Origin of the sequence: Ochrobactrum sp. AP1BH01-1, from assembly GCF_018066705.1 — a bacterium.
Lineage (GTDB): Bacteria > Pseudomonadota > Alphaproteobacteria > Rhizobiales > Rhizobiaceae > Brucella.
The window spans coordinates 1,037,368-1,060,123 of the sequence record NZ_JAGPOU010000002.1 but is presented as its reverse complement, the minus strand read 5'-3'; the positions used below and the strand labels follow the sequence as shown (position 1 = coordinate 1,060,123).

The window sequence follows — 22,756 nt, the reverse complement described above, 5'->3', positions numbered from 1 at the left end:
ACTATCCGGTCCGGCTGGTGAACACTTCCGGGCTGAGTTCGTCCAGCAGTTCCGTCGCGGATTTGAGATCAAGATGCGCCTTGATCGGCAGGTGGTCGGATGCCAGACGCGCCAGCGGCGTGTTGTGCACTTCAACCGATGTGACCAGATTGTGGGGCGCGCCCAGCACGCGATCCAGCGCAAAAACCGGGAATCGCGAAGGAAAGCTCGGTACGGCAGTTGCGATGTGGTTGAATGTCGGCATGAGCGCGGCCAGCGACGAGCGCTTGCCGACGCGCCATTCGTTGAGGTCGCCGATCAGCAGGGTCGGCACTGTGTCGGCCTCCTGCAAGGCGGTGAGAATGCTTTCAGCCTGTTGCTCGCGGGAGCGTTTCAGAAGGCCGAGATGGGCGGCGATGACACGAAGGGGGCCCGCGGGAAATTGCAGGTCTGCAACCAGCGCGCCGCGCGGCTCGACCCCCGGCAGCTTGAGCTGTTGCACATTGCGCACCATGCCTTCGCGAAACAGGAGCACGTTGCCGTGCCAGCCGTGGCCTTTGGGCATTGTGGCGGTGATGGGAACGGGAATGAGTCCATGACGGCGCTCAAGCAGGCCAAGATCGAGCAGGCCGGAACGCTCGCCGAAACGCCTGTCGGCTTCCTGAAGAGCGATCACGTCCGCATCGATCTCGCTGATGACTTCGGCCGTTCGCTGCGGATTGAACTGCTTGTCGATGCCAATGCATTTGTGGACATTGTAGGATGCAATGACGACGTCGCCGCCTGCAATATTGGCGTTGAGCGGCCTGTAGCCCGGCCTGTTCCGGATCGCAGTCAGGATGGACTTCGATATCCGGTTTGGTTCTTTCTTTTTCAGCACCCGTTTTTCACCTGTCAGGTATTCGGTTCCGAAAGATTACGACATAGGTCGGGGTGGCACGGGCCGGCGTGGCATGGGCCGGTGCGGCGCTCCTCTGACCCGGTATATATAATCAGATCGCAACCGTGTTTGAATAGCAGTTCCCTACACAATTGGGCGACCTTATTGTCTAAATGCAAAGATTGCGCATAGGGTTCCAAGCCTCATCTTGCAATGAAGCGGATGAGCCCGTCGGTGAGCCCCTTATAAGGCGGCTTGATGAGATCGCTCGGCGCCGGGGCATATTTGGTCAGGACCGGCATCGCTTTGGAAAAGGTCTGGAAACCGTCATGACCGTGATACTGGCCCATGCCACTGGCGCCCACGCCGCCGAACGGCAGGTTGGGGCAGGCGAATTGGTAGAGCGTATCGTTGACGCAGACACCGCCCGCGACAATGCGGCTGAGCATCATTTCGATTTCTGCGGTGTTGTCGCTGAAACAGTAAAGCGCCAGCGGACGGTCGAGCTTCAGAACGAAACCGATCGCATCGTCGAGCAGGCGGTAACTGACGATCGGCAGAAGCGGTCCGAATATCTCCTCCCGCATGATTGCGCTGTCGGCGGCAGGTTCCAGCACCAGCGCAGGTGTCATTGACCGGGACCGATCAGAGCCTGCGGGAAGTTCAATGACAGCTTCGCTCCTGTCTTTGGCATCGGCCAGCAGTTTCGACAGCCGCGCTTCCTGCGCATCATTGATGATCGTGGTGCGGTCTTTTTCCGCCGATGAACCGCCGTAGCGTGCCTGTATTTCAGCGCGCAGAAGGTTCACGAATTCATCACGCTGGCTGTGATGGATCAGAACGTAGTCCGGTGCGATGCAGGTTTGTCCGGCATTGAAGAATTTTCCCGTTGCGATTGCCCGGGCGGCGCGTTTGAGGTGGGCGTTTTCGCTGACGATGGCCGGCGACTTGCCGCCAAGCTCCAGCGTCACCGGCGTCAGGTTCGGTGCCGCCGCCGCCATGATCTTGCGCCCGACAGCCGTTGAGCCGGTGAAAAAGAGATGGTCGAATGGCAGCGATGCGAACTGCGCGGAAAGCGACGCATCGCCCAGCGCCACGGCGACGCGGTCCGCCGGGAAAACTTCGGCAAGCAGGCTTTGCAGGAATGCCGCCGTGCGCGGCGTGTGTTCGGAGGGTTTCAGGAAAACGTGATTTCCGGCTGCGATTGCAGCGACAAGCGGCGCCAGCGCCAGATTGACGGGGTAGTTCCACGGCGCGATGACCCCCACCACACCGAGCGGGACACAGAGGATTTCAGCCTTGGCGGGCCACATTTTCCATCCGGCCTTGCGACGTTTCGGTTTCATCCAGCGCTTGAGGTTGTGCAGCGCATCATCGATTTCGGCAAAGACCACGCTGGCCTCACCGAGCAGCGTTTCGTGAACCGAGCGGTTGCCGAAATCCGCGCTGATGGCCTTCGCCATTTCATCGAGCCGCTTTTCAAGCGCGTGGCGCAGCCGCTTCAGATCATCCACACGCTGCTCGTAGGCGGGACGGTTCTCGAGCCAGGCGTGACGCAGACGCTCAAATGACAGTTGCAAGGATTGTTCTTCAACTGCCATAGGCAAAATCCTCCGTCGAGCGGGCAAAGAGGAATTGGGCGGCATAGTAGGTTGCCAGCACCCAAAGGCCATTCAGCGGAATGTCGAGGCTGAACCGTCCATAGGCAAGCAGCGTGTCGCTTGCCATGAAGAAAAGACCGCCTGCGGCCGCAAGCCAGGCGGCGTAGCGCTGTGGCGTTTCCGGCTCTGTGCCGAGCGCACGGCTCATGGCCTGTGCTGCCATGATGCCGAGGGCCGCGGCATAGATGATGACGGGGATTTTCATCGGCGTCGGCAGTGACGACCACAGGCCCGTTATGATGGCAAGGGCGGCGATGGCGAAACTGACGAAACCGCTCTTATGTGCGGCAAAGCGCGCATGCCGGCAAAGCGCATAGATATAGGCGCAATGCGTGATGAGAAAGCAGATCAGGCCGGCCATGAAATAATCGCCTGGCAGCATCAGGAAAAAATCGCCGAGTGCCGCGAAAGCCAGGCCAAATGCGACGGCAAAGCCGTAGGTTTTCGATTTGGGGCGCCCGGCGCAAAGGACGGCTGCGAGCAGCAGCAGGGTTGCGGTCGGCTTCGTCAGATAATGCAGCCAGCGCCAGCCCGAATCCTCGCCATTGTAGCTCAACACGCTGCCCGCAATGGCGCAGACTGCACAGAACAGAAACAGGCCATAGAGCGTTCTGTTTCCTTCAAATTCCAGCAAGCCCTTTCGGCGCATGTTTGCTCCCCGTTATTATATTTGCGCACAGCAGGCGGGATTGTGCCGCCAATTGCGAGAGCAGCGCAATAGGCACGGTTCGTCGGGCTGTTGACAACGCACTGTTGGGGGAACCTCAGGCGCGCCGCCAGACAGTTGGCTTGTTTTCCTGCCAGCCGTTCTTGTGGAGAAGCGGCACATCGTCATGGGCGGCTGGCCAACCGACGCACAGATAGAGGCTGAAGCGCCAGCTGGGTCGGGCCTGAAAAAGTTTTTCCATTGCGCGTGGATCGAGAATTGAGACCATGCCGACGCCGAGCCCGAACGATCTTGCCGCCAGATTGAGATTCTGGACTGCCATTGCCGTGCTGTGCTCAAGGGTAACGGCCATGGACTGCCTGCCGAGCCCATGCCCTTCGACGGGTGCGGTTTCGGTAAAAATGGCAAGCTGCACCGGAGCAATGCTGATGCCTTCCAGTTTCAGGTTCCGGTAATGCTCTGCCCGCGCGTCGTCATAGATCTCAGCGGCTGACCGATTGGCCTTCAGAAAGATGTCGTGAACTGCCGCGCGGTTCGCAGCGGTTTCGACTGAAACCACCCGCCAGGGGCGGGCGTTACCGACGGATGGAGCTAAATCCATCGCTGCCCGCAAAGCCTCAATGATTCCATCATCTACGGCTTTGTCGCTGAAGTGACGGACGTCGCGCCGCCATTTCAGCAATTCAAAGAAAGCGGCGCGTTCGGAAGGAGAAAACTGCATCGACTGCCAAGTACTGTTGGAATTGCGGGGTTAACGCGTGAGGCCGGTGGGTATTGATCCGGAAACAAAAAAGCCCGCTTGCGCGGGCTTTTTGGGGTGCTTCTGGACCTTGGTAGTGGTCTGAAGACTTGGAAATGGTGCCCAGAAGAGGACTCGAACCTCCACGCCCTTGCGAGCGCCAGCACCTGAAGCTGGTGCGTCTACCAATTCCGCCATCTGGGCGACGAGGACCCATCTAAGGGGTCGACCTGCCTCTGTCAATCGCGTTTTCGACATTCAGCCAGCTTTTTTTCAGCCGATGCTTTTTTCGCGTTGAAAAGGTTGTCGGGCGCGCGGACGCGCCCGATAAATTCACAGCCAAATAGCGATTACGCTTCAAGAATTTCCTTCGAGGCAACGGTCGAATCAGCATTGAGCCGGTAGATGACCGGAACGCCGGTGTTGAGTTCCTGCTTAAGAATCTGCTCCGGCGTCAGGCCGTCGAGCGCCATGATGAGCGCGCGCAGCGAATTGCCGTGTGCGGCAACCAGAACCGTCTCGCCGCGTAGCACATGCGGCTGTACTGTGTGGAGATAATACGGCCATACGCGTGCGCCGGTGTCCTTCAGGCTTTCGCCGCCAGGAGGCGGGACATCATAGGAACGGCGCCAGATATGGACCTGTTCCTCGCCCCACTTGGCGCGGGCGTCGTCCTTGTTGAGACCGGACAGGTCGCCATAGTCGCGCTCGTTCAGGGCCTGATCGCGGATTGTCTGGAGATCAGACTGACCGAGCTCATCAAGGATATGCTGGCAGGTCACCTGTGCACGCGAGAGCGCGGAGGTGTAAGCGATGTCGAACTTGAGACCGGCGGCCTTCAGGCGCTGGCCCGCGGCCTTGGCTTCGGCATGGCCCTGTTCGGTCAGGCCCGGATCGCGCCATCCGGTGAAAAGGTTCTTGAGGTTCCATTCGCTTTGACCATGGCGGACCAGGACGAGAGTACGAGACATATGCAACGCTCCGTTAATAAAGAAAATCAGTCGTTCAGCCCGAGAACATCGAGCATGGAATAGAGACCGGGCTTTTTGCCATGGGCCCAAAGTGCGGCCTTCACCGCGCCGCGCGCGAAGATCGAACGGTCTTCGGCATGGTGCGAGAGAACAATGCGCTCACCGGGACCAGCAAGAATCACCGAGTGATCGCCGATGACCGACCCGCCGCGCAATGTCGCAAAGCCGATGGAGCCGGTTTCACGCGGTCCCGTATATCCGTCGCGCACGCGGACGCTGTTTTCCGCCAGTGCGATATCGCGTCCTTTCGCTGCGGCTTCGCCAAGCAGCAATGCCGTTCCGGATGGCGCATCGACCTTGTGCTTGTGGTGCATCTCGAGAATTTCGATGTCGAAATCCTCTGGATCAAGCGCCTGCGCGGCCTTCTGCACCAGAACGGACAGAAGGTTGACGCCGAGGCTCATATTGCCGGATTTGACGATGGTAGCGTGGCGGGCAGCCGCGCGGATCTTCTCTTCGTCTTCAGCCGAGCAGCCGGTTGTGCCGATGACATGCACGATGCGCGCCTGCGCGGCGAGCCCGGCAAATTCCACGCTTGCCGCGGGACTTGTGAAATCGAGAACGCCCTGCGCCTTGGCAAAGACCGGCAGGGGATCATCGGTGATGATTACGCCGAGCGGTCCGATACCGGCAATTTCGCCCGCATCCCGGCCCAGAAGGGGCGAACCGGAGCGTTCGATGGCGCCGACGAGTTTCGCGCCTTCGATGGTCTGGATGGTGCGGATCAGTGTCTGGCCCATGCGGCCACCGGCGCCGACGACGACAAGGCCCATTTCACTGTTCTGCGTTTCTCCGCTCATCGAGGTTCTCCTGTCCGCAATTCTTCTGCCGTCTTTTCGGTGATGATATCGCCATTGCCGCTCTGCAACTGATAGAAGCGCGCATAGACGCCGTTCGGGATGGCGATCAGATCGTCGTGACGGCCTTCTTCCACCACGCGGCCAGCTTCCATCACCACAATGCGATCCGCATTGACCACCGTGGAAAGGCGGTGCGCAATCACGATTGTGGTGCGGTTCTGCATGATGCCTTCCAGCGCCTGCTGCACCCGCTTTTCCGATTCGTTGTCGAGCGCGGAAGTCGCCTCATCGAGCAGGAGAACCGGCGCATTGCGCACGATGGCGCGGGCAATCGAAACGCGCTGGCGCTGCCCGCCGGAAAGCGTAACACCATTTTCGCCGACCGGCGTATCGTAGCCCTGCGGCTGTTGCAGGATGAATTCATGCGCATGGGCGAGTTTCGCCGCCTCGATGATTTCCTCGTCCGTCGCGTCCGGGCGGCCGTATCGGATATTGTCGGCAATGGTGCCTTCAAACAGGTAGGGCTGCTGCGACACATAGGCGATGGCGTGACGCAGTGAATATTTCTTGACCTGTTCGATATCCTGTCCGTCGAACAGGATCTTGCCTCTGTCGAGATCGTAGAAGCGCTGGACGAGGTTGATGAGCGTGGACTTGCCTGCGCCTGAAGCGCCCACCACGGCGGTGGTTTCGCCAGCTCTGGCGACAAAGCTGACGCCATGTAGCACCGGCGCGGTCTCGTTATAGGAGAAGTGAATGTCGTCGAAGCGGATTTCGCCGGGGCCGGCCTTCAGTTCCACGGCGCCTGGAAGATCGCGCTGGCGCGGCTCTATATCCAGCACTTCATAGATCATGCGGGCATTGACAAGTGCCTTTTCCAGCCCGACCTGGAGGCGGGCGAGGCGGCGGGCCGGGTCATAGGCAAGCAGCATCGCCGTGATGAAGGCGAAGGTCGCACCGGGCGGCTGTTGTTCGAGAATGGCGCGATAGCCGCTATAGGCCAGCACGCCTGCTACGGCAAAACCGGCCAGCATTTCCGAGATTGGCGTCGTGCGCTCGGAAACCTTGGCGATCTTGTTGCTGCGGCCTTCCGACTGATCGATGAGCTTGCCGATCTTGGCGCGCAACTGGTCTTCCATCGTAAAGGCCTTGACGATGGCTATGCCTTGAATCGATTCCTGCATCGCGCCCAGCAGATGGGAATTGAGATGCACGAGATCGCGAGTGACGGAGCGAATGCGGCGCGAGATATAGGCAACGGCCAGAATGAGCGGCGGTCCGATCAGCAAGATCGCGACGGACAGGACAGGGTCCATGTAGAACATCGTGCCGACAAGCCCGATAAGCGAAATGAGGTCGCGCGCGATCGACGAGATCGTCATGTTGAGAAGATCGCGGATGCCGGAAACATTCTGGTTGATCTGCGCCGCCAGATGGCCGGAGCGGGTGTCGTTGTAGAAATCGAGGCCAAGTTTCATCAGATGGTCGAAAATGCGCTTCTGATAGCGCGCGACCAGATTGTTGCCGATCTTGGCAAGCTCCACGGCCTGTATGTAGCCGGAAATGCCGCGCAATATGAAAATGCCCAGCAATGTGCCGCAAATGACCCAGACGAGATTGAGATTCTGTTCGTAGAAAATCTTGTCGATCATCGGCTTCATCAGATAGGCCAGCGCGCCATTCGATGCGCCGACGATGAGCGAAGCCAGTATGGCGATGATGTAGTTCTTCTTATATTCGCGGATATTTTCCGACATCATGCGCCGGATTACGCGCGTGGCTTCGCCCGTATCGATCTTCTTGTTCTTCTTCTTGAATAGGCTCACGTGCAAAAGCGCTTTTTGTCTCTTGGCCCTCCGGCTGGACCGGCGGCTAACGTTGAAAAATACGGCGTGCCATATGGAAACGCTGCACTGAAAAAGCATCGGCAATTTCAGTGCAGCGTTTCTATAACGTTATCCGCGCGGCTTGACCATCCTCAAGCTTTGCCGATCAGAGCGGGATGATGGTTCAGCTTAAAAACATCCCGCTCTAAATTTTTGCTTGAGCATGATTTTACCCGATCGAAGCAGGATCAGAAATCAGTCCAGTGAACTGATTTCCCTGCGTAGGCGGTTTCCACTTTTCGGAATCATGCTCTGCTGCGCCAGCGGCGCCCTTCGGTAGAGACTTCAAAACGGGCAGGAGCCTGCGCAAAGGCAGAAAGCCCGGTAAGGGCCGCCAGTTGATGCGTGATCACGCGGACAGGAATGTCGCGCATGATGGCCTTATGCGGGGCCTTGTCCTCAAAAGCCTCGCGGAAGGCACCGGCTTTCAGCGCGGAAAGGATGCGCTGCGGAATGCCGCCGGAAAGATAGACGCCCCCTTGCGCCTTGAAAATCAGCGCCAGATCGCCTGCCAGCCGCCCGAGATAAGTGACGAACAGATGCAGGGTTTCTTCGGCTTGCGCATTGCTGCCGTCGAGCCCGGCCGAAGTGATGTCGGCTGGGGTTTCCAACGTCGGCGTCACCTTGTCGGCGGCACATATCGCGAGATAGAGGTTGCGCAGGCCGCGCCCGCAAAGGATCTGCTCGCCAGCAACCCGGCCCTCGATGCGTTCGATATGCGGGAAGACCTGATAGTCGCGTTCGCTACGGGGACCGATATCGATATGGCCGCCTTCGCCCGGCACCGGCACCCATGCATGGCGGGTGCGCACAAGGCCGGCGACGCCAAGCCCGGTGCCCGGCCCGAGCACGACGCGGGTGGCAATCACTTCTTCCGGCTTGCCGCCGATCTGTTCCAGATGATCGCTGCCGAGGGACACGACGGCAAGCGCCTGCGCCTCGAAATCGTTCAACACGGTCACGTCCTCGAAACCGAGATCGGCGATCATCTTTTTCGGGCGTACCACCCAGTCGCAATTGGTGAGATCAATCTCATCGCCGTCGACGGGACCGGCCACAGCCAGAATGGCCGAACGCGGACGGATCGAGGTATGATCGAGAATGGCGTCCTGTATCGCCTCATCGATGGTTGCGTAATCCGCCGTCTGGAGAACGGGAAACTCCTTCGGCTCTGCATTGGAATCCACGAGGATAGCAAAACGGGCATTGGTGCCGCCAATATCGCCGACGAGTACTGGAAACCGGAAACCCTGTTCGGCCCGCTCTATCTCTTTGTTTTCATGCATGTCTTTGTCCCAAAACCGCTTCCCACTTTTGGGAGACATGCGATAGTCGCCAGCATGTCCTCTCCCTGGTCATGTCTTCCGCCCGCAATGGTCTTCCGCAGGCGAGGCTGTCTTGTGGCGGATTAATCAAGCGCCTTGATCAGCTTTTCGGCAGTCGCACGATTGAGCGCCATCGGAATGTCATAGACGCTGCCGAGGCGCGTCAGCGCCTTCACGTCGACATCGTGCGGAAGTGGCGATAGCGGGTCGATGAAGAAAATGAGCACTTCCACCGTGCCTTCCGCGATCATTGCGCCGATCTGCTGGTCGCCGCCGAGCGGTCCGCTTTTCACGCGCCGAATACTGAGCGATGGGCAGGCATCCAGAATGAGGCCGCCGGTCGTTCCCGTTGCCACGATGTCATAACGGGCCAATGCCTGCTCATGCGCTTTTGCGAAGGCGACCATGTCGTCCTTCTTCTGGTCGTGAGCGATCAATGCGATGCGCAGGCGGTCCGTCATGAAAGAGCAACCTTATGAGTTGATAACCTTGTCATCTTCATTCTAAATCGTTTTAAACCTATAGCGAAGTGCCAAAGGCCTGAAAAGTGGAAAAGCTTTCTACTGCACGCCGTAGGTGACATCGGCGACCGAATTCGGCGCAGGGCCGTTGAGGACGGCGGCACAGGCCTTCGGCAGATCGGAAACCATCACCGGACGCGGCTTTTTCGGCGGTTCCTTGGATGGCTTTGCGGGCTTCCATGGTTCGTCGGTGAACCACCAGGCGAGCGACTTGTCACAACCGTCCCCGGCAGCCACTTTCGGCTGTCCCTTGCACTGGGGCGAACCGGGCTGACAGGTCAGCCGCACATGGAAATGGTAGAAGTGACCCCAATAGGGACGAACCTTGCCAAGCCAGCTTCTGTCGCCCGTCACCGTGTCGCAAAGCTGCTTCTTGATGCCCGGATGCACGAAGATACGCTCCACTTCCGGATAGCTTGCAGCATGTCTGATGAGAGCCGTGCGGGCGGGCGTCCATTTCTTCGGATCGACATAGAGTGAATCTTTTTGCAGCATCGATACGGCTGACACGCTCTCGCGTTCCGCATCGGTAAACCGCTTTTTCGGCATCGGCGTCAGCCAGATATCGGCGTCCAGGCCGACCTGATGCGAGGCATGGCCCGTGAGCATCGGGCCGCCGCGCGGCTGCGAAATGTCGCCGACGAGCAGGCCGGGCCAGCCGTCCTTTGCCGCATCGCGGGAGAGTTTTTCCAGAAGGCCGATCATGCGCGGATGGCCCCAGCGACGATTGCGCGAAAGGCGCATTACCTGCCAGTTCGGTCCATCCGTCGGCAGAGCCACCGCTCCGGCGAGGCATCCCTTGGCATAAAAGCCGATGGATTGCGGGTCTTGCGCCAGGACCGGAAGCGCCTGGGCGCCAAAGGCCTGTTTGGCGGGCATGTCTTCCGCAATGGCCATCGGCGTGAAGTCGGGCGCGATCATTGCGGCCAGCGAAGCTGCGAGAACGATCTTCTTCAATCTGTTTGCGATCATGGGGCAATTCCAATTTTGCCGGGGCTACGGCTGCGAATCAAGGCAGCCGGATTGCGGGCATTATGCTGTGTCAACGGCGGGGCTTCAATGGCGGTCGACAGTTTGTGCTGCCGACCGCCATTTCGTCAGTGCTGCCGCAGCCTTGCCAGCAAGCTCAGAACCAGCAATGGCATCATTGTGCAGAAGGCGATCAGGGGCCATGCGGTATCACCGGGCAGGAAAATGACCAGCGCGGTTCCTGCCAGACTGACAATCAGGCTCTGGATGCAGAAATAGACCGCGACCGCCATGCCCGCGCTGTCGTCAAAGGCTTCAAGCGCACCATTCGCCGTCATCGATGCCGTGAGAACGATGCCGACAGCGGCGAGCCACATCGGGACGACGAGGCTCAGGAACGAAGGCTTCAGCAATGTTTCTCCGAGAACCAGAAGCAGGGCGCTGGCGAGAAGTGTCGTCATGCCCAGCGCCACGCTGTTGCGTGCTCCCCATTTCTGCGTATGACGCGGCAGGATGCGCGTCGCGGCGATCATGACGACCGCAACGCTTGCGAAGGCGAAGCTGAAACCGGTCTCACCAAAGCCGCCGCGTTCGATCAGTATGCGGGGGGCCGTGGAAAAGAACACGAAGAACGTGCCCATCGCCGTCGCGAAACCGAGCGTATAGGTCCAGAAACTGAAATCCCTTACGATCCGGCCCAGATTCCCAGTGCTTGAAACAATCCCGGCAGGCCGCGTTTCGTGCCAGTGGCGCAAGGCGCGCCACGTTGCGACAAGGCCGAACAGCCCGAGCATTGCGAAGATCGCCCGCCATCCGAAGCCCTTTGCAATCAGCGCACCGGCAATTGGTCCAAGCGCCGGGACGAAGGAAAGCATGGCGCTGAAAAGGCCATAGATCGTCGCGCCTTCGGGACGCTTCGCGTAGACATCGCGGACCGTTGCGAAAGTGGCGACCAGCGCCGCCGAAGCGCCTGTTGCTTGTGCGAAACGAAGCGCCACGAAAACCGTTGCATTGTTGGTTCCGGCAAGACCTAAGGACGCAAGGGCGAACATCATCCCGCCGCCGAGCAGGACCGGCCTGCGTCCGACACGATCCGACAACGGGCCGAACAGGAGTTGCCCGACACCCAGCATCACCATGTAGAGGCTGAGGGTCAGCTGCACCATGGAAGGCGTGGTTTGCAGGATGGCTGGCATGGACGGCACAACCGGCAGGTAGATGTCCATGGCCAGCGAGGCGAGAATGTCGAATGGAGCCATCAGCGCGAGCGCGAACGGCAGGGAATAGCCCCACTGAGGAGTTTGTTTGTTATCAAAAGGCATGACGTAGCATCCGCTCGAGAGAAATCGGGCGGCGATCTGCCTTCTTTATAAACGCGCATCTTATCCGAAAACCGTTACACAGTTTTCAGATGCGCTTTAAGGAGGATAATCCGGGGCAGATGCCGCAACAGGTCGGAAAGTCTGTTGCGGCTTATCTGGTTGCGAATTCGGTGTTGCTCATTCTTGCGTTGTCCCGGTTCGATTGCAGCCGCATTTCTATCAGCATAGGCGGGCCAACGCAAATCAGCGCCAGCTATTGTCGCGCCACATGGCCGAGAAGGCTGTCTTATAATCGGGATATATAAATTCGTAGCCGAGATCCCTGATGCGCTGGTTGGAGACCCGCTTGTTCTCGCCATAGAAAGAGCGCGCCATTGGCGTCAGGTCGGCCTCCTCAAAGGAGACTTCCGGCGGCGGCGTCACGCCCATCAATTCCGCGGCATAAGCGACCACATCCTGCGGAGGACTCGGCTCATTGTCGGTAATATTGAAGATGCCGCCCTTATTGGTGCCGGCCAGAAAACGCAGGCTGCCGGCAATGTCATCGACATGGATACGGTTGAAAACCTGATCTTTTTTCACGATGCGCCGTGCGGTGCCGCGTTCCAGATTGACGAAGGCATTGCGGCCCGGGCCGTAAATGCCGGAAAGACGCAGGATCGCCAGCGGCGTTCCATGCCGTTCGCTCAATCCTCCCCATGTTTCCTCGGCTTCGACACGCTCCAGACTGCGGCGGGACGCAGGCTTGCAGGGTGCCGTTTCATCCACCCATTCGCCCTGATGATCGCCATAGACGCCGACCGTCGAGAGATAGCCGATCCAGCGGATCGTGTTGTCAGGACGGCGAAGCGCTTCCTCAATAACGGCGACTGCGGGATCGCCGCTCTCGCCGGGAGAGATTGAAACGACCACATGAGTCGATTGTGCAAGCCGGTCCAGAAGTTCGGGCGAGGGTGTTTCGCCATCGAAAAGCAATGGATTTATGCCTGTCTTTTGCAGAAGCGGGAACTTCTGTTCGTGCCGGGTGGTTCCGTCGATGCGTTCCGCTTCACCGGCCATCCTGCATGCAAAGCCTTGAGCGGAATAACCAGCTCCGAACAGAAAAATGCGCATCAAACTTCCTCCATATTCCACTCTGCCTGTACCGTAGCATCCTCTTCGGATGAGGCCAGACGTTTCCGCTCAGCGGCAATATGATCGGGGCTTGCCAGTTGCTTCAGGGCCCATATCGCCGCGCCGCGCACGACGGGCGCCGCGTCTTCCAGCAACCGTTCAACATTTGGCAGAAGAGCCGCGTCGCCGGAATTGCCTGCCGCGATCAGCACGTTGCGGATAAAGCGGTCGCGTCCGATCCGCTTGACCGGGGAACCGGAAAACAGCGCACGGAACGCCGGGTCATCCAGCGCCAGCAGGTCGGCCAGACGCGGTTCCTTCAGGTCGTCGCGGGCTTTCAGCTTCATTTCGCTGGTCGCTTGCGCGAACTTGTTCCACGGGCAGACGGAAAGGCAGTCGTCGCAGCCATAGATGCGGTTGCCCATGGCTTTCCGGAATTCCTGCGGGATCGGTCCCTTGTTCTCGATGGTGAGATACGAAATGCAGCGTCGCGCATCGATGCGATAGGGGGCGGGGAAAGCCTTGGTCGGGCAGGCGTCGAGACATGCGCGGCACGAGCCGCAATGGTCGCGATCAGGCTCGTCGGGCGGGATTTCCGCCGTGGTGAAGATGGAGCTGAGGAACAGCCATGAGCCAAGCTCGCGGCTCACCAGATTGGTGTGCTTGCCCTGCCAGCCGAGCCCGGCAGCTTGCGCCAGCGGCTTTTCCATGACGGGCGCGGTGTCAACGAAGACCTTGACATCCTGTCCGGCGCGCGCGGCGAACCGGCTTGCAATGTGCTTCAGCTTGCCCTTGATGATGTCGTGATAGTCGCGGTTTTGCGCATAGACGGAAATGGCGGCGCGATCCTGTTTTTCCAGTATGTCGAGCGGATTGAGGTCCGGTCCATAATTCATGGCCAGCATCATGATGGAACGGACTTCCGGCCACAGCACGCTCGGATCGGCACGGCGGGCTTCGGTTTCCTCCATCCAATCCATGTCGGCGTGATGGCCGTCGGCAATATATTGGCGCAGCCGTTCGGGCGCTTGCGGAATTGCATCCGGCGTGGTGAAGGCAACAGCGTCGAAACCAACCGCCTTCGCCTCTTCGATCAGGAAGCGCTTGAGTTTCTGTTCGCGGCTATCAGAAATCGAGGTCGCCATAATGGGCCACCGGGGCAAGCCCGCGCACGCGGTCGGAGAGCAACGGGCGGAACGCCGGGCGCGATTTCATGCGCGCATACCAGTCACGCGCCGCTTTCGTTTCGCCCCATTCGATTTCGCCCAGATAGTCGAGGACGGAAATGGAAGCCGCCGCCGCCATGTCGGCATAGCTTGGATGCGCGCCGCCGAGCCAGTCGCGGGTCGCAGCCAGCCAATCGATATATTTCATGTGCTGGCGGATATTGGTCCGGGCGGCGCGGATGGCGGTCGAATCCGGCGCGCTGCCGCCCATCTCTGCCGCCATCTGCAACTTGAACACACGTTCGCGGGCGATGTGGCGCGTCACTTCATTTTCGAATTTCAGCAGGAACCAGTCGACGAGGCGGCGCACCTCGGCGCGCTCCATCGGGCTTTCCGGCAGAAGGCGGCGGCTGCGCTTCAACGCGCCGCGTGTCTCGTCAAGATATTCCGCGATCACTGTCGCGCCGACGACCGGAAGATCGTTTTCCGCCAGAAGAACGGGCAGGGTCCCCGCCGGGTTCAATGCCAGAAATTCCTTGCGGCGCGACCATGGCCGCTCCTCGATCAGCTCCGCTTCAACGCCATATTCGCCGAGGATGAGCCGCACATAGCGCGAACCCGAAGACATGGGATGATGAAAAAGCGTAAGCATGATCGACGCGATACTCTCGATAAACAGCTTGAAACTGGTCGTCCGGAGATGGCTTGGCGGCTGGCGTTTGCGCATGCAGCAGGCTATTTCTGCTGCCGGGCGATTCGCGCCGCCTCAACGGAATATAAAGTCTATAAGGGCTATAATTGCGGGAGACAAGCAATCGCTGGAAACGCGCGTTTTCAATCGACGGCCCGTCATTCCGATACGCCTTTTAACCCGTCACCGTGCCCACCATCCTAAGGTACTGACTTCATGGATATTTTCAATCTTCTGGAAGCTGCGTTTCTCGGTCTCATCGAAGGTCTGACCGAATTTATCCCGGTTTCCTCCACCGGGCATTTGCTGCTTGTCGGGCATTTTCTGGGGTTTGAATCCACAGGAAAGACCTTTGAGGTGCTGATCCAGTTGGGTGCCATTCTGGCCATTCTGACCGTCTATTCGGCAAAACTTCTTAAGATCCTCGCCGATTTTCCGCGCGATGCGCGCACCAGACGCTTCGTCTTCGGCATTCTGGTCGCCTTCCTGCCCGCGGCCTTTATCGGTGCGCTGGCGCATGGCTTTATCAAGAGCGTGCTGTTTGAGACGCCGATGCTGGTCTGCGCCATGCTTATCATCGGCGGGTTCATCCTGCTGTGGGTGGACCAACTCAATCTGCGTCCGCGTTATCATGATGTGATGGATTATCCGCTGCCCATGTGCCTCGCCATCGGCTTCATCCAGTGTCTGGCGATGATACCCGGCGTGTCTCGCTCCGGCTCCACCATTGTTGGCTCGCTGCTGCTCGGCGCGGACAAGCGTTCGGCGGCGGAGTTCTCATTCTTCCTCGCCATGCCCACCATGGCCGGCGCTTTCGCCTATGATCTCTACAAGAGTCGCGACATGCTTTCGTTCAACGATGGCGCGCTGATCGCGGTCGGCTTCGTGATGGCCTTCATTTCGGGCGTTTTCGTCGTGCGCTATCTGCTCGACTATGTGTCGCGCCATGGCTTCAAGTTGTTTGCCTGGTGGCGTCTGATCGTCGGGTCGCTGGGGCTCGCCGCACTCCTCATCTGGGGCTAAAGCCAAAAAAGGGGCCTTTCGGCCCCTTATTCATTTCCGCTTTAGGCTACTCACGCAAACCCGGTCTTGGTGTACTGGCCAGCCACGCGGTAGCGCCACAGATAGGATGGCAGCACGGCGTCGACGCCTTCCGGCGTGATGCCCATGCCCTGCAATGTGCGGCCTTCCTTGATTGCCTTTTCGGAAACCACATTGTCGAACTTCAGCAGCGTCACCTGATCGTTGGTGAGCATCGGGTTCGGCAGCAGGCCGAGGATGGATGCCTGCAAACGGGCAAGCCACCAGGGCACGGAGACGATGGCGCGCTTGCGGGCGATCACGCCGAGCATGTCCTTCATCCAGTTCCTGAATGGCTGCACATCGGGGCCGCCGAGTTCATAGATGCCGCCCGGCATCAACTTGCCGTCGACGGCACGGGCGACGGCTTCCGCCACATCGCCGACATAGACCGGCTGGAGCTTCGTTTCGCCGCCGCCGATGGCAGGCAGGAAGGGCGAGAAGCGCGCCATGTTGGCGAAGCGGTTGAAGAAGCGGTCCTCGGGACCGAAAATGATCGACGGGCGCAGGATGACGCTATCCGGCAGCACGGAAAGAACGGCCTTCTCGCCTTCGCCCTTGGTGCGCGCATAATCCGACGGCGAGTTGACGTCGGCTGCAAGCGAAGACACATGCGTCATGCGGATGCCCGCGGCCTTGGCGGCTTCGGCGATGTTTTTCGCGCCCAGCACCTGAACGGTGTTGAAACGCTGGCGGCCGCTTTCGGACAGAATGCCGACGAGGTTCACCACGTGATCCGAACCCTTGACGACATGCTCGACCGAGCCGCGATGGCGGACATTGGCCTGCACCATCTGGATCTGGCCGACATTGCCGAGCGGGGCCATGTAATAGGCAACTTCCGGCTTGCGCACGGCAACGCGAACGCGGTAGCCGCGCTTGGTGAGAGCCGCAACCACTGCGCGCCCGACAAAGCCGGAGCCGCCGAAAACGGTGACCAGTTTCGGCCTGTTGTGGACTTCGTTCGGTTCGGTCTTCATCCTAAACTCCTGCATGAAAGCCAGCTGCTCCGCCTTCCTGGGACGGTCGCGATAGGTCTATATGGGCGGTGATTTATCGCCTTTTTGCCACAAGGCAAAGGGGACTTGTTGTCACGATCATGATAGCAGGGTTTTTTCCCGTAATTAAAGCGCAATAGAGCTTTGAGATTCGGCTGCTTGCTGTTAAATCGCGCGCATGAGCACACCACTTGACCATATTCGCAATTTTTCGATCGTCGCCCATATCGACCACGGCAAGTCGACGCTGGCCGACCGCCTCATCCAGTTGACCGGCGGGCTGGACACGCGCGAGATGAAGGATCAGGTCCTCGACTCGATGGATATCGAGCGCGAGCGCGGCATCACCATCAAGGCGCAGACCGTCCGTCTTTCCTACAAGGCGAAGAACGGCGAAGATTATGTGCTGAACCTGATCGACACGCCCGGACACGTCGACTTCGCCTATGAAGTCTCGCGCTCGCTGGCCGCGTGCGAAGGTTCGCTTCTGGTGGTGGACGCTTCCCAGGGCGTGGAAGCGCAGACATTGGCCAATGTCTATCAGGCCATCGACAACAACCACGAAATCGTGGTCGTGCTGAACAAGATCGATCTGCCTGCCGCCGAGCCGGAGCGCGTGAAGCAGCAGATCGAGGAAGTGATCGGCATCGATGCGGCGCAGGCCGTGCATATTTCCGCCAAGACCGGCCTCGGCATCGAGGATGTGCTGGAAGCCATTGTCACCCAGCTGCCCGCGCCAAAGGAAGGCGACCGCAATGCGCCGCTCAAGGCCATGCTGGTCGACAGCTGGTATGACAGCTACCTCGGCGTTATCGTTCTGGTGCGCATCATCGATGGCGTGCTGAAGAAGGGCCAGACCATCCGCATGATGGGAACCGGCGCGAAATATCCGGTGGAACGCACCGGCGTCTTTACGCCGAAGATGGTTCAGGTGGACGAACTCGGCCCCGGCGAGCTTGGCTTCATCACCGCGTCCATCAAGGAAGTGGCTGATACGCGCGTTGGCGATACGATCACCGAAGATCGCCGCCCGACGAACAAGATGCTGCCTGGCTTCAAGCCCGCGCAGCCGGTCGTGTTCTGCGGACTGTTCCCGGTCGACGCCGCTGATTTCGAGGACCTGCGCGCCGCCATGGGCAAGCTGCGCCTCAACGATGCGTCGTTCTCGTTCGAGATGGAAACATCGGCGGCGCTCGGCTTCGGCTTTCGCTGCGGTTTCCTGGGCCTCCTGCATCTCGAAATCATTCAGGAACGTCTTGAGCGCGAGTTCAATCTCGACCTCATCACGACCGCGCCTTCGGTTGTCTATCGCCTCAACATGCAGGACGGTTCGCAGAAAGAGCTGCACAATCCAGCCGATATGCCGGATATCGTGAAGATCAACGCGATTGAAGAGCCATGGATCAAGGCAACCATCATGACGCCGGATGATTATCTCGGCGCGATCATGAAGCTTTGCCAGGAGCGTCGCGGCATTCAGATCGACCTGACCTATGTCGGCCCGCGTGCCATGATCACCTATGATTTGCCGCTCAACGAAGTGGTGTTCGATTTCTACGACCGCCTCAAGTCGATCTCGAAGGGCTATGCCTCGTTCGACTACAATCTTTCGGATTACCGCGAGGGTGATCTGGTCAAGATGTCGATCCTCGTCAACGAAGAGCCGGTGGACGCGCTTTCGATGCTGGTGCACCGTTCGGCGGCTGAAAAGCGTGGCCGCGCGCTGTGCGAAAAGCTGAAGGAGCTGATCCCGCAGCATATGTTCAAGATTCCGATCCAGGCGGCGATTGGTGGTCGCATCGTGGCGCGCGAAACGATCTCGGCGCTGCGCAAGGACGTGACGGCAAAGTGCTACGGCGGCGACGTGACGCGCAAGCGCAAGCTTCTGGAAAAGCAGAAGGAAGGCAAGAAGCGCATGCGCCAGTTCGGCAAGGTCGAAATCCCGCAGGAGGCCTTCATTCAGGCGCTCAAGATGGGCGATGATTGATCCATTGGCGATTTGTTGAATATTATCTCAGATAGGGCGCTTTTGGCGCCCTCTCTTTTGGAACCTTGACGATGTCGACTTCGCCCTCATCCTGAGGAGCCTCCTGAGCTTGCGAGGGAGGCGGACGGGGGCGACAGCGCTCCCCCCTCAGCCCTTCGAGACGGTTCCCTTCGCTTCGCTCACGGCACCTCCTCAGGATGAGGGGGGACGAGTTCAACAACCGATCTCATCTCCGCTTCGAAAGTTCAGGCAGACGCTCATAATCCAGAGCCATTAATGCCTCTTTCTTGGTGCGCGACCATCCTTTGATCTGTCGTTCCCGCGCAATGGCATCGACGATTCGGTCATAGGTCTCGGTGAAAACAAGTTCGACCGGGCGGCGCTTCTTCGTATAGCTATCGTAGATACCTTCGTTGTGTTCCCACAACCGGGCTTCGATATTCTGCTTGGTGAGGCCGGTGTAATATGAACCGTCCGCGCAACGCAGAATGTAGACCGTTGCTTCCATGACTTGCCCCCGCTGGTCGTTGGAAGATAGATGTTGATGCAAGTTTGCCTGCCTAACAAGCTGTGGCAATCGAAGTTGAGATTGCGCATGTCCAGTGAGGTGAAAACAGTGTCCACACATCCCCGCGTTTCCATCACCTATTGCACCCAATGCAACTGGCTGCTGCGGGCGGCGTGGATGGCGCAGGAACTGTTGCAGACTTTCGGGCAGGACTTAGGCGAAGTGGCGTTGCGTCCGGGTACGGGCGGGGTTTTTGAAATCCGCGTCCATATGCCGGACGGCAGCGAAGAACTCATCTGGGAGCGCAAGCGCGATGGCGGCTTTCCGGAAGCCAAGGTGTTGAAGCAGCGCGTGCGTGATCTGGTCTGGCCGGAGCGCGATCTCGGTCATTCGGATCGGCCAGTCAGTTCTTGAGCGGCTTCCTGTCACCGATCCTTCGAGGCTACGCTTCGCTCCGCACCTCAGGATGAGGGGGGCAAGCCCGACGATATGAGCCCAACGATGTTAAACATTGATGCAGAGGATTAACAAAGACACTGATTTTGTGAACGAGTGTGGACACACGTTTCCCTCATCCTGAGGAGGTGCGAAGCACCGTCTCGAAGGATCGAAAGACGAGGGAAAAGCAGCATCGCTATTCTAAGCCGAAAAACTAGTCCTCATCCACCACGCGCAGGCGTAGCTGATTGTTCGAGCCTTCCGCCTGTCGTGATTGCGGACGGGATGCATCCTCTGCCGGTGCGGGGCCGAACTCCAGCGCCTCGATCTTCGCGCCGCGTTTCGTTACCTTGCTGGAAGAGACCAAAATATCGTCAATATCCTTGTTGGCCTGTACGAAATGGGTTTGCAGCTTGCGCACGCGCTCGTCAAGGCGGCCGACATCTTCCATCAGGCGGATTACTTCTCCCTGAATGACATGCGCCTGCTCGCGCATGCGGGCGTCTTTCAGGATGGCCTGAATGACCTGAATGGACAGCATGAGCAGCGACGGCGAGACGATGACCACCCGCGCCCGGTGCGCGCGCTGGATGAGCGCCTCGAAATGCTCGTGAATATCCGCGAAGATCGATTCCGACGGCACGAAGAGGAAGGCCGTGTCCTGCGTTTCGCCGGGGATCAGATATTTGTCGGACACGTCCTTGATATGAATTTCCATATCGCGGCGGAACTGGGCGACGGCTGCCTTGCGCGCCTCCGGCTGTTCCGTCTCGCGCATTGAATTCCAGGCTTCGAGCGGAAATTTCGCGTCGATCACCAAAGAGGGTGCGTTGTTCGGCATGCGCACAAGGCAATCGGGCCGCGTGCTGTTGGAAAGTGTTGCCTGAAACTCGTAAGCGCCCTGCGGCAGCCCGTCGGCGATGATCGCCTCCATGCGCGACTGGCCGAAAGCGCCGCGTGTCTGCTTGTTGGCGAGGATAGCCTGCAACTGCACCACCTGTCCGGCGAGCGACTGGATATTGTTCTGCGCCGTGTCGATGACGGCGAGGCGCTCCTGCAGTTTGGCGAGGTTTTCATGCGTCGAGCGGGTCTGCTCGGTCATGGTCTGGCCGATGCGATGCGTCATGCCGTCGAGCCGCTCGCGGATCGACTGGTTGAGTTCGGCCTGCCGCGAACCGAACACTTCCGCCATGGTCTGCATCCGGCCCTGCATCTCGGCCTGCGCCTTCAGGATTTCCGCCATGCGATATTCCGCATCGCGGGCACGGTCTTCGGCCTGCGCTTCTGCGACGGCGCGAAGCCGGGCGGAGCGCGTCGCCGCGATCAGAAAAATGGCAAGACACAGCACCAGCACGACAATACCTGCCAGCAGGATATTGCCGAGCGTGAAGGAGGTGGCGCCGAGCTGCAGAAGCGGCTCATTCAAGAGATTCTGGTTTTCCATGGCGCGAGCTTAACTGATTCGTGCGGCCTTGATGAGATCAAAACGAGAACATTTTGCAAAGTGTAATTGACGATTCTCGCGTGAGCGATTACGTGAAGCGCATGTCTGTAAAACCGCTTGTCATCCTTCCCGATCCCGTCCTGCGCCAGGTTTCCAAGCCTGTGGAGCGCTTTGACGATCAGTTGCGCAAATTTGCCGGCGACATGTTCGACACCATGTATGATGCGCCGGGCATTGGCCTCGCCGCCATTCAGGTGGGCGAACCGATCCGCATGCTCGTCATCGATCTTGCCAAGGAAGGCGAGCCGAAGGAACCGCATGTCTTCGTCAATCCGACGATCGTGCAGTCTTCCGACGGGCGCGGCACCTATGAAGAGGGCTGTCTTTCCATCCCGGATTATTATGCCGAGGTCGAGCGCCCCGCGACGGTCAAGGTCGAGTATTTCGATGCCGACGGCAAGCCGCAGTCCATGGAAGCCGATGGGCTGATGGCCACCTGCCTGCAGCACGAGATCGACCATCTGAACGGCGTGCTCTTCATCGATCATATTTCCAAGCTGAAGCGCGATATGGTCATCAAGAAGTTCAAGAAGCTCGCCAGCCAGAGCGCACCTAAGAAAGTGCTTTAATGCGTGTCGTTTTCATGGGGACGCCGGAATTTTCCGTGCCGATCCTCACTGCCATCATCGGTCACGGTTATGAGGTTGTCGCGGTCTATACGCAGCCGCCGCGCCCGGCGGGCCGTCGCGGACTGGAGCTGACCAAGTCGCCGGTGCATGAAAAGGCCGAGCAGTTCGGCATTCCGGTGTTCACGCCAAAGAGCCTCAAGGGCGCGGAAGAGCAGGAGGTTTTCGCAAGCCTCGAAGCCGATGTCGCGATTGTCGTGGCCTATGGCCTGCTGCTGCCGCAAGCCATTCTCGATGCGCCGCGTCTCGGTTGTTATAACGGCCATGCCTCGCTTCTGCCGCGCTGGCGCGGCGCGGCTCCCATCCAGCGCGCCATCATGGCGGGCGATGCGGAAACCGGCATGATGATCATGAAGATGGATGCGGGGCTCGATACCGGGCCGGTCGCCATGGCGGAAAAAGTTGCCATTACGCCCGACATGACCGCGGGCGAACTGCATGATCGTCTGAGCATGATCGGCGCCGACCTGATGATCCGTGCGATGGGTGCGCTGGAGCGTGAAAGCCTTGCCTTGCAGCCGCAGGCGGAAGACGGTGTCACTTACGCTGCCAAGATCGACAAGACGGAGGCCCGCATCGACTGGTCGAAGCCTGCAAAGGACGTGCACAACACCATTCGCGGTCTGTCGCCTTTTCCGGGCGCATGGTGCGAGATGGAAATCAACGGCGCTGTCGAGCGCGTAAAGCTTCAGCGTTCTACGCTTGGCGAGGGCAGGGGCGAACCGGGCGCGGTGCTGGATGATCGCCTGACGGTTGCCTGCGGCGAGGGTGCGGTGCGGCTCGTCACGCTGCAGCGCTCCGGCGGCAAGCCGTTGCCTGCGCAGGAGTTTTTGCGTGGCGCACAGGTCACGAAGGTTCTGTAGGC

General features: G+C 59.4%; 22 protein-coding genes and 1 tRNA gene. 5 read left to right on the top strand and 18 right to left on the bottom strand.

Annotation, left to right across the window (positions count from 1 at the left end; all coding sequences use genetic code 11):
* Position 1 precedes the first annotated feature (1 nt).
* The 15 genes from J9800_RS10485 to J9800_RS10415 form a co-directional block, all read right to left on the bottom strand.
* Positions 2-859 carry an endonuclease/exonuclease/phosphatase family protein gene (locus J9800_RS10485; RefSeq protein ID WP_114216161.1) on the bottom strand — a complete coding sequence of 286 codons (858 nt, stop codon included), beginning with the start codon at positions 857-859 and terminating at the stop codon, positions 2-4.
* A gap of 203 nt (positions 860-1,062) precedes the next feature.
* On the bottom strand, positions 1,063-2,460 hold the full coding sequence (locus J9800_RS10480) for a coniferyl aldehyde dehydrogenase (RefSeq protein ID WP_114216162.1): 1,398 nt from the start codon (positions 2,458-2,460) through the stop codon (positions 1,063-1,065).
* The gene (locus J9800_RS10475; RefSeq protein WP_114216163.1) at positions 2,450-3,169 is read right to left on the bottom strand and encodes a lysoplasmalogenase; all 720 of its coding nucleotides are present in this window, start codon (positions 3,167-3,169) and stop codon (positions 2,450-2,452) included. The genes J9800_RS10480 and J9800_RS10475 overlap by 11 nt, the downstream gene beginning before the upstream one ends.
* Before the next feature lie 115 nt (positions 3,170-3,284).
* Entirely contained in the window at positions 3,285-3,908 is a 624-nt protein-coding gene (bluB, locus tag J9800_RS10470; protein ID WP_114216164.1) for a 5,6-dimethylbenzimidazole synthase, read from the bottom strand.
* 135 nt (positions 3,909-4,043) lie between these two features.
* A tRNA-Leu gene (locus J9800_RS10465) sits at positions 4,044-4,130 on the bottom strand.
* Between the two features lie 146 nt (positions 4,131-4,276).
* Positions 4,277-4,897 carry a 2,3-bisphosphoglycerate-dependent phosphoglycerate mutase gene (locus J9800_RS10460; protein ID WP_112585408.1) on the bottom strand — a complete coding sequence of 207 codons (621 nt, stop codon included), beginning with the start codon at positions 4,895-4,897 and terminating at the stop codon, positions 4,277-4,279.
* A gap of 26 nt (positions 4,898-4,923) precedes the next feature.
* On the bottom strand, positions 4,924-5,757 hold the full coding sequence (dapB, locus tag J9800_RS10455) for a 4-hydroxy-tetrahydrodipicolinate reductase (protein WP_114216165.1): 834 nt from the start codon (positions 5,755-5,757) through the stop codon (positions 4,924-4,926).
* Entirely contained in the window at positions 5,754-7,583 is a 1,830-nt protein-coding gene (locus tag J9800_RS10450) for an ABC transporter ATP-binding protein (protein ID WP_114216370.1), read from the bottom strand. The genes dapB and J9800_RS10450 overlap by 4 nt, the downstream gene beginning before the upstream one ends.
* A 305-nt stretch (positions 7,584-7,888) precedes the next feature.
* Positions 7,889-8,929: a glucokinase gene (locus J9800_RS10445; RefSeq protein WP_114216166.1), complete on the bottom strand. Its 1,041-nt coding sequence runs from the start codon at positions 8,927-8,929 to the stop codon at positions 7,889-7,891.
* A gap of 122 nt (positions 8,930-9,051) precedes the next feature.
* Positions 9,052-9,429, bottom strand: coding sequence for a methylglyoxal synthase (locus tag J9800_RS10440; protein ID WP_114216167.1), 378 nt, complete (start codon positions 9,427-9,429; stop codon positions 9,052-9,054).
* Between the two features lie 99 nt (positions 9,430-9,528).
* Complete coding sequence (gene mepA / locus J9800_RS10435) at positions 9,529-10,461, bottom strand: penicillin-insensitive murein endopeptidase (protein ID WP_112585414.1); 933 nt, start codon at positions 10,459-10,461, stop codon at positions 9,529-9,531.
* 125 nt (positions 10,462-10,586) lie between these two features.
* Entirely contained in the window at positions 10,587-11,780 is a 1,194-nt protein-coding gene (gene cml / locus J9800_RS10430) for a CmlA/FloR family chloramphenicol efflux MFS transporter (RefSeq protein ID WP_114216168.1), read from the bottom strand.
* Between the two features lie 243 nt (positions 11,781-12,023).
* Positions 12,024-12,893: an SDR family oxidoreductase gene (locus tag J9800_RS10425; RefSeq protein ID WP_114216169.1), complete on the bottom strand. Its 870-nt coding sequence runs from the start codon at positions 12,891-12,893 to the stop codon at positions 12,024-12,026.
* The gene (gene queG / locus J9800_RS10420) at positions 12,893-14,038 is read right to left on the bottom strand and encodes a tRNA epoxyqueuosine(34) reductase QueG (protein ID WP_114216170.1); all 1,146 of its coding nucleotides are present in this window, start codon (positions 14,036-14,038) and stop codon (positions 12,893-12,895) included. The genes J9800_RS10425 and queG overlap by 1 nt, the downstream gene beginning before the upstream one ends.
* Positions 14,019-14,711, bottom strand: a complete 693-nt coding sequence (locus J9800_RS10415; RefSeq protein ID WP_112585422.1) for a glutathione S-transferase family protein — start codon at positions 14,709-14,711, stop codon at positions 14,019-14,021. The genes queG and J9800_RS10415 overlap by 20 nt, the downstream gene beginning before the upstream one ends.
* 255 nt (positions 14,712-14,966) lie before the next feature.
* Between J9800_RS10415 and J9800_RS10410 the strand changes: the two genes are divergently transcribed.
* Positions 14,967-15,773: an undecaprenyl-diphosphate phosphatase gene (locus tag J9800_RS10410; protein ID WP_112585424.1), complete on the top strand. Its 807-nt coding sequence runs from the start codon at positions 14,967-14,969 to the stop codon at positions 15,771-15,773.
* Positions 15,774-15,823: 50 nt separating this feature from the next.
* On the opposite strand, the gene J9800_RS10405 is transcribed toward J9800_RS10410, so the two are convergent.
* Positions 15,824-16,810 (bottom strand): complex I NDUFA9 subunit family protein, encoded by a 987-nt coding sequence (locus tag J9800_RS10405; protein ID WP_114216171.1) that lies wholly within the window; start codon positions 16,808-16,810, stop codon positions 15,824-15,826.
* 196 nt (positions 16,811-17,006) lie between these two features.
* Between J9800_RS10405 and lepA the strand changes: the two genes are divergently transcribed.
* Entirely contained in the window at positions 17,007-18,815 is a 1,809-nt protein-coding gene (gene lepA / locus J9800_RS10400; RefSeq protein WP_114216172.1) for a translation elongation factor 4, read from the top strand.
* A 226-nt stretch (positions 18,816-19,041) separates the two neighbouring features.
* Here the strand turns inward: lepA and J9800_RS10395 are convergent, their stop codons facing one another.
* Positions 19,042-19,323 carry a GIY-YIG nuclease family protein gene (locus tag J9800_RS10395; protein WP_114216173.1) on the bottom strand — a complete coding sequence of 94 codons (282 nt, stop codon included), beginning with the start codon at positions 19,321-19,323 and terminating at the stop codon, positions 19,042-19,044.
* 108 nt (positions 19,324-19,431) lie between these two features.
* Here J9800_RS10395 and J9800_RS10390 point away from each other — a divergent pair, with 108 nt between their 5' ends.
* The gene (locus tag J9800_RS10390) at positions 19,432-19,737 is read left to right on the top strand and encodes an Rdx family protein (RefSeq protein WP_114216371.1); all 306 of its coding nucleotides are present in this window, start codon (positions 19,432-19,434) and stop codon (positions 19,735-19,737) included.
* Between the two features lie 238 nt (positions 19,738-19,975).
* On the opposite strand, the gene J9800_RS10385 is transcribed toward J9800_RS10390, so the two are convergent.
* Entirely contained in the window at positions 19,976-21,205 is a 1,230-nt protein-coding gene (locus J9800_RS10385) for a DNA recombination protein RmuC (RefSeq protein ID WP_114216174.1), read from the bottom strand.
* Between the two features lie 101 nt (positions 21,206-21,306).
* Between J9800_RS10385 and def the strand changes: the two genes are divergently transcribed.
* Positions 21,307-21,834: a peptide deformylase gene (def, locus tag J9800_RS10380; protein WP_114216175.1), complete on the top strand. Its 528-nt coding sequence runs from the start codon at positions 21,307-21,309 to the stop codon at positions 21,832-21,834.
* Positions 21,834-22,754: a methionyl-tRNA formyltransferase gene (gene fmt / locus J9800_RS10375; protein WP_114216176.1), complete on the top strand. Its 921-nt coding sequence runs from the start codon at positions 21,834-21,836 to the stop codon at positions 22,752-22,754. Before def ends, fmt begins: the two co-directional genes overlap by 1 nt.
* Positions 22,755-22,756: the final 2 nt, after the last annotated feature.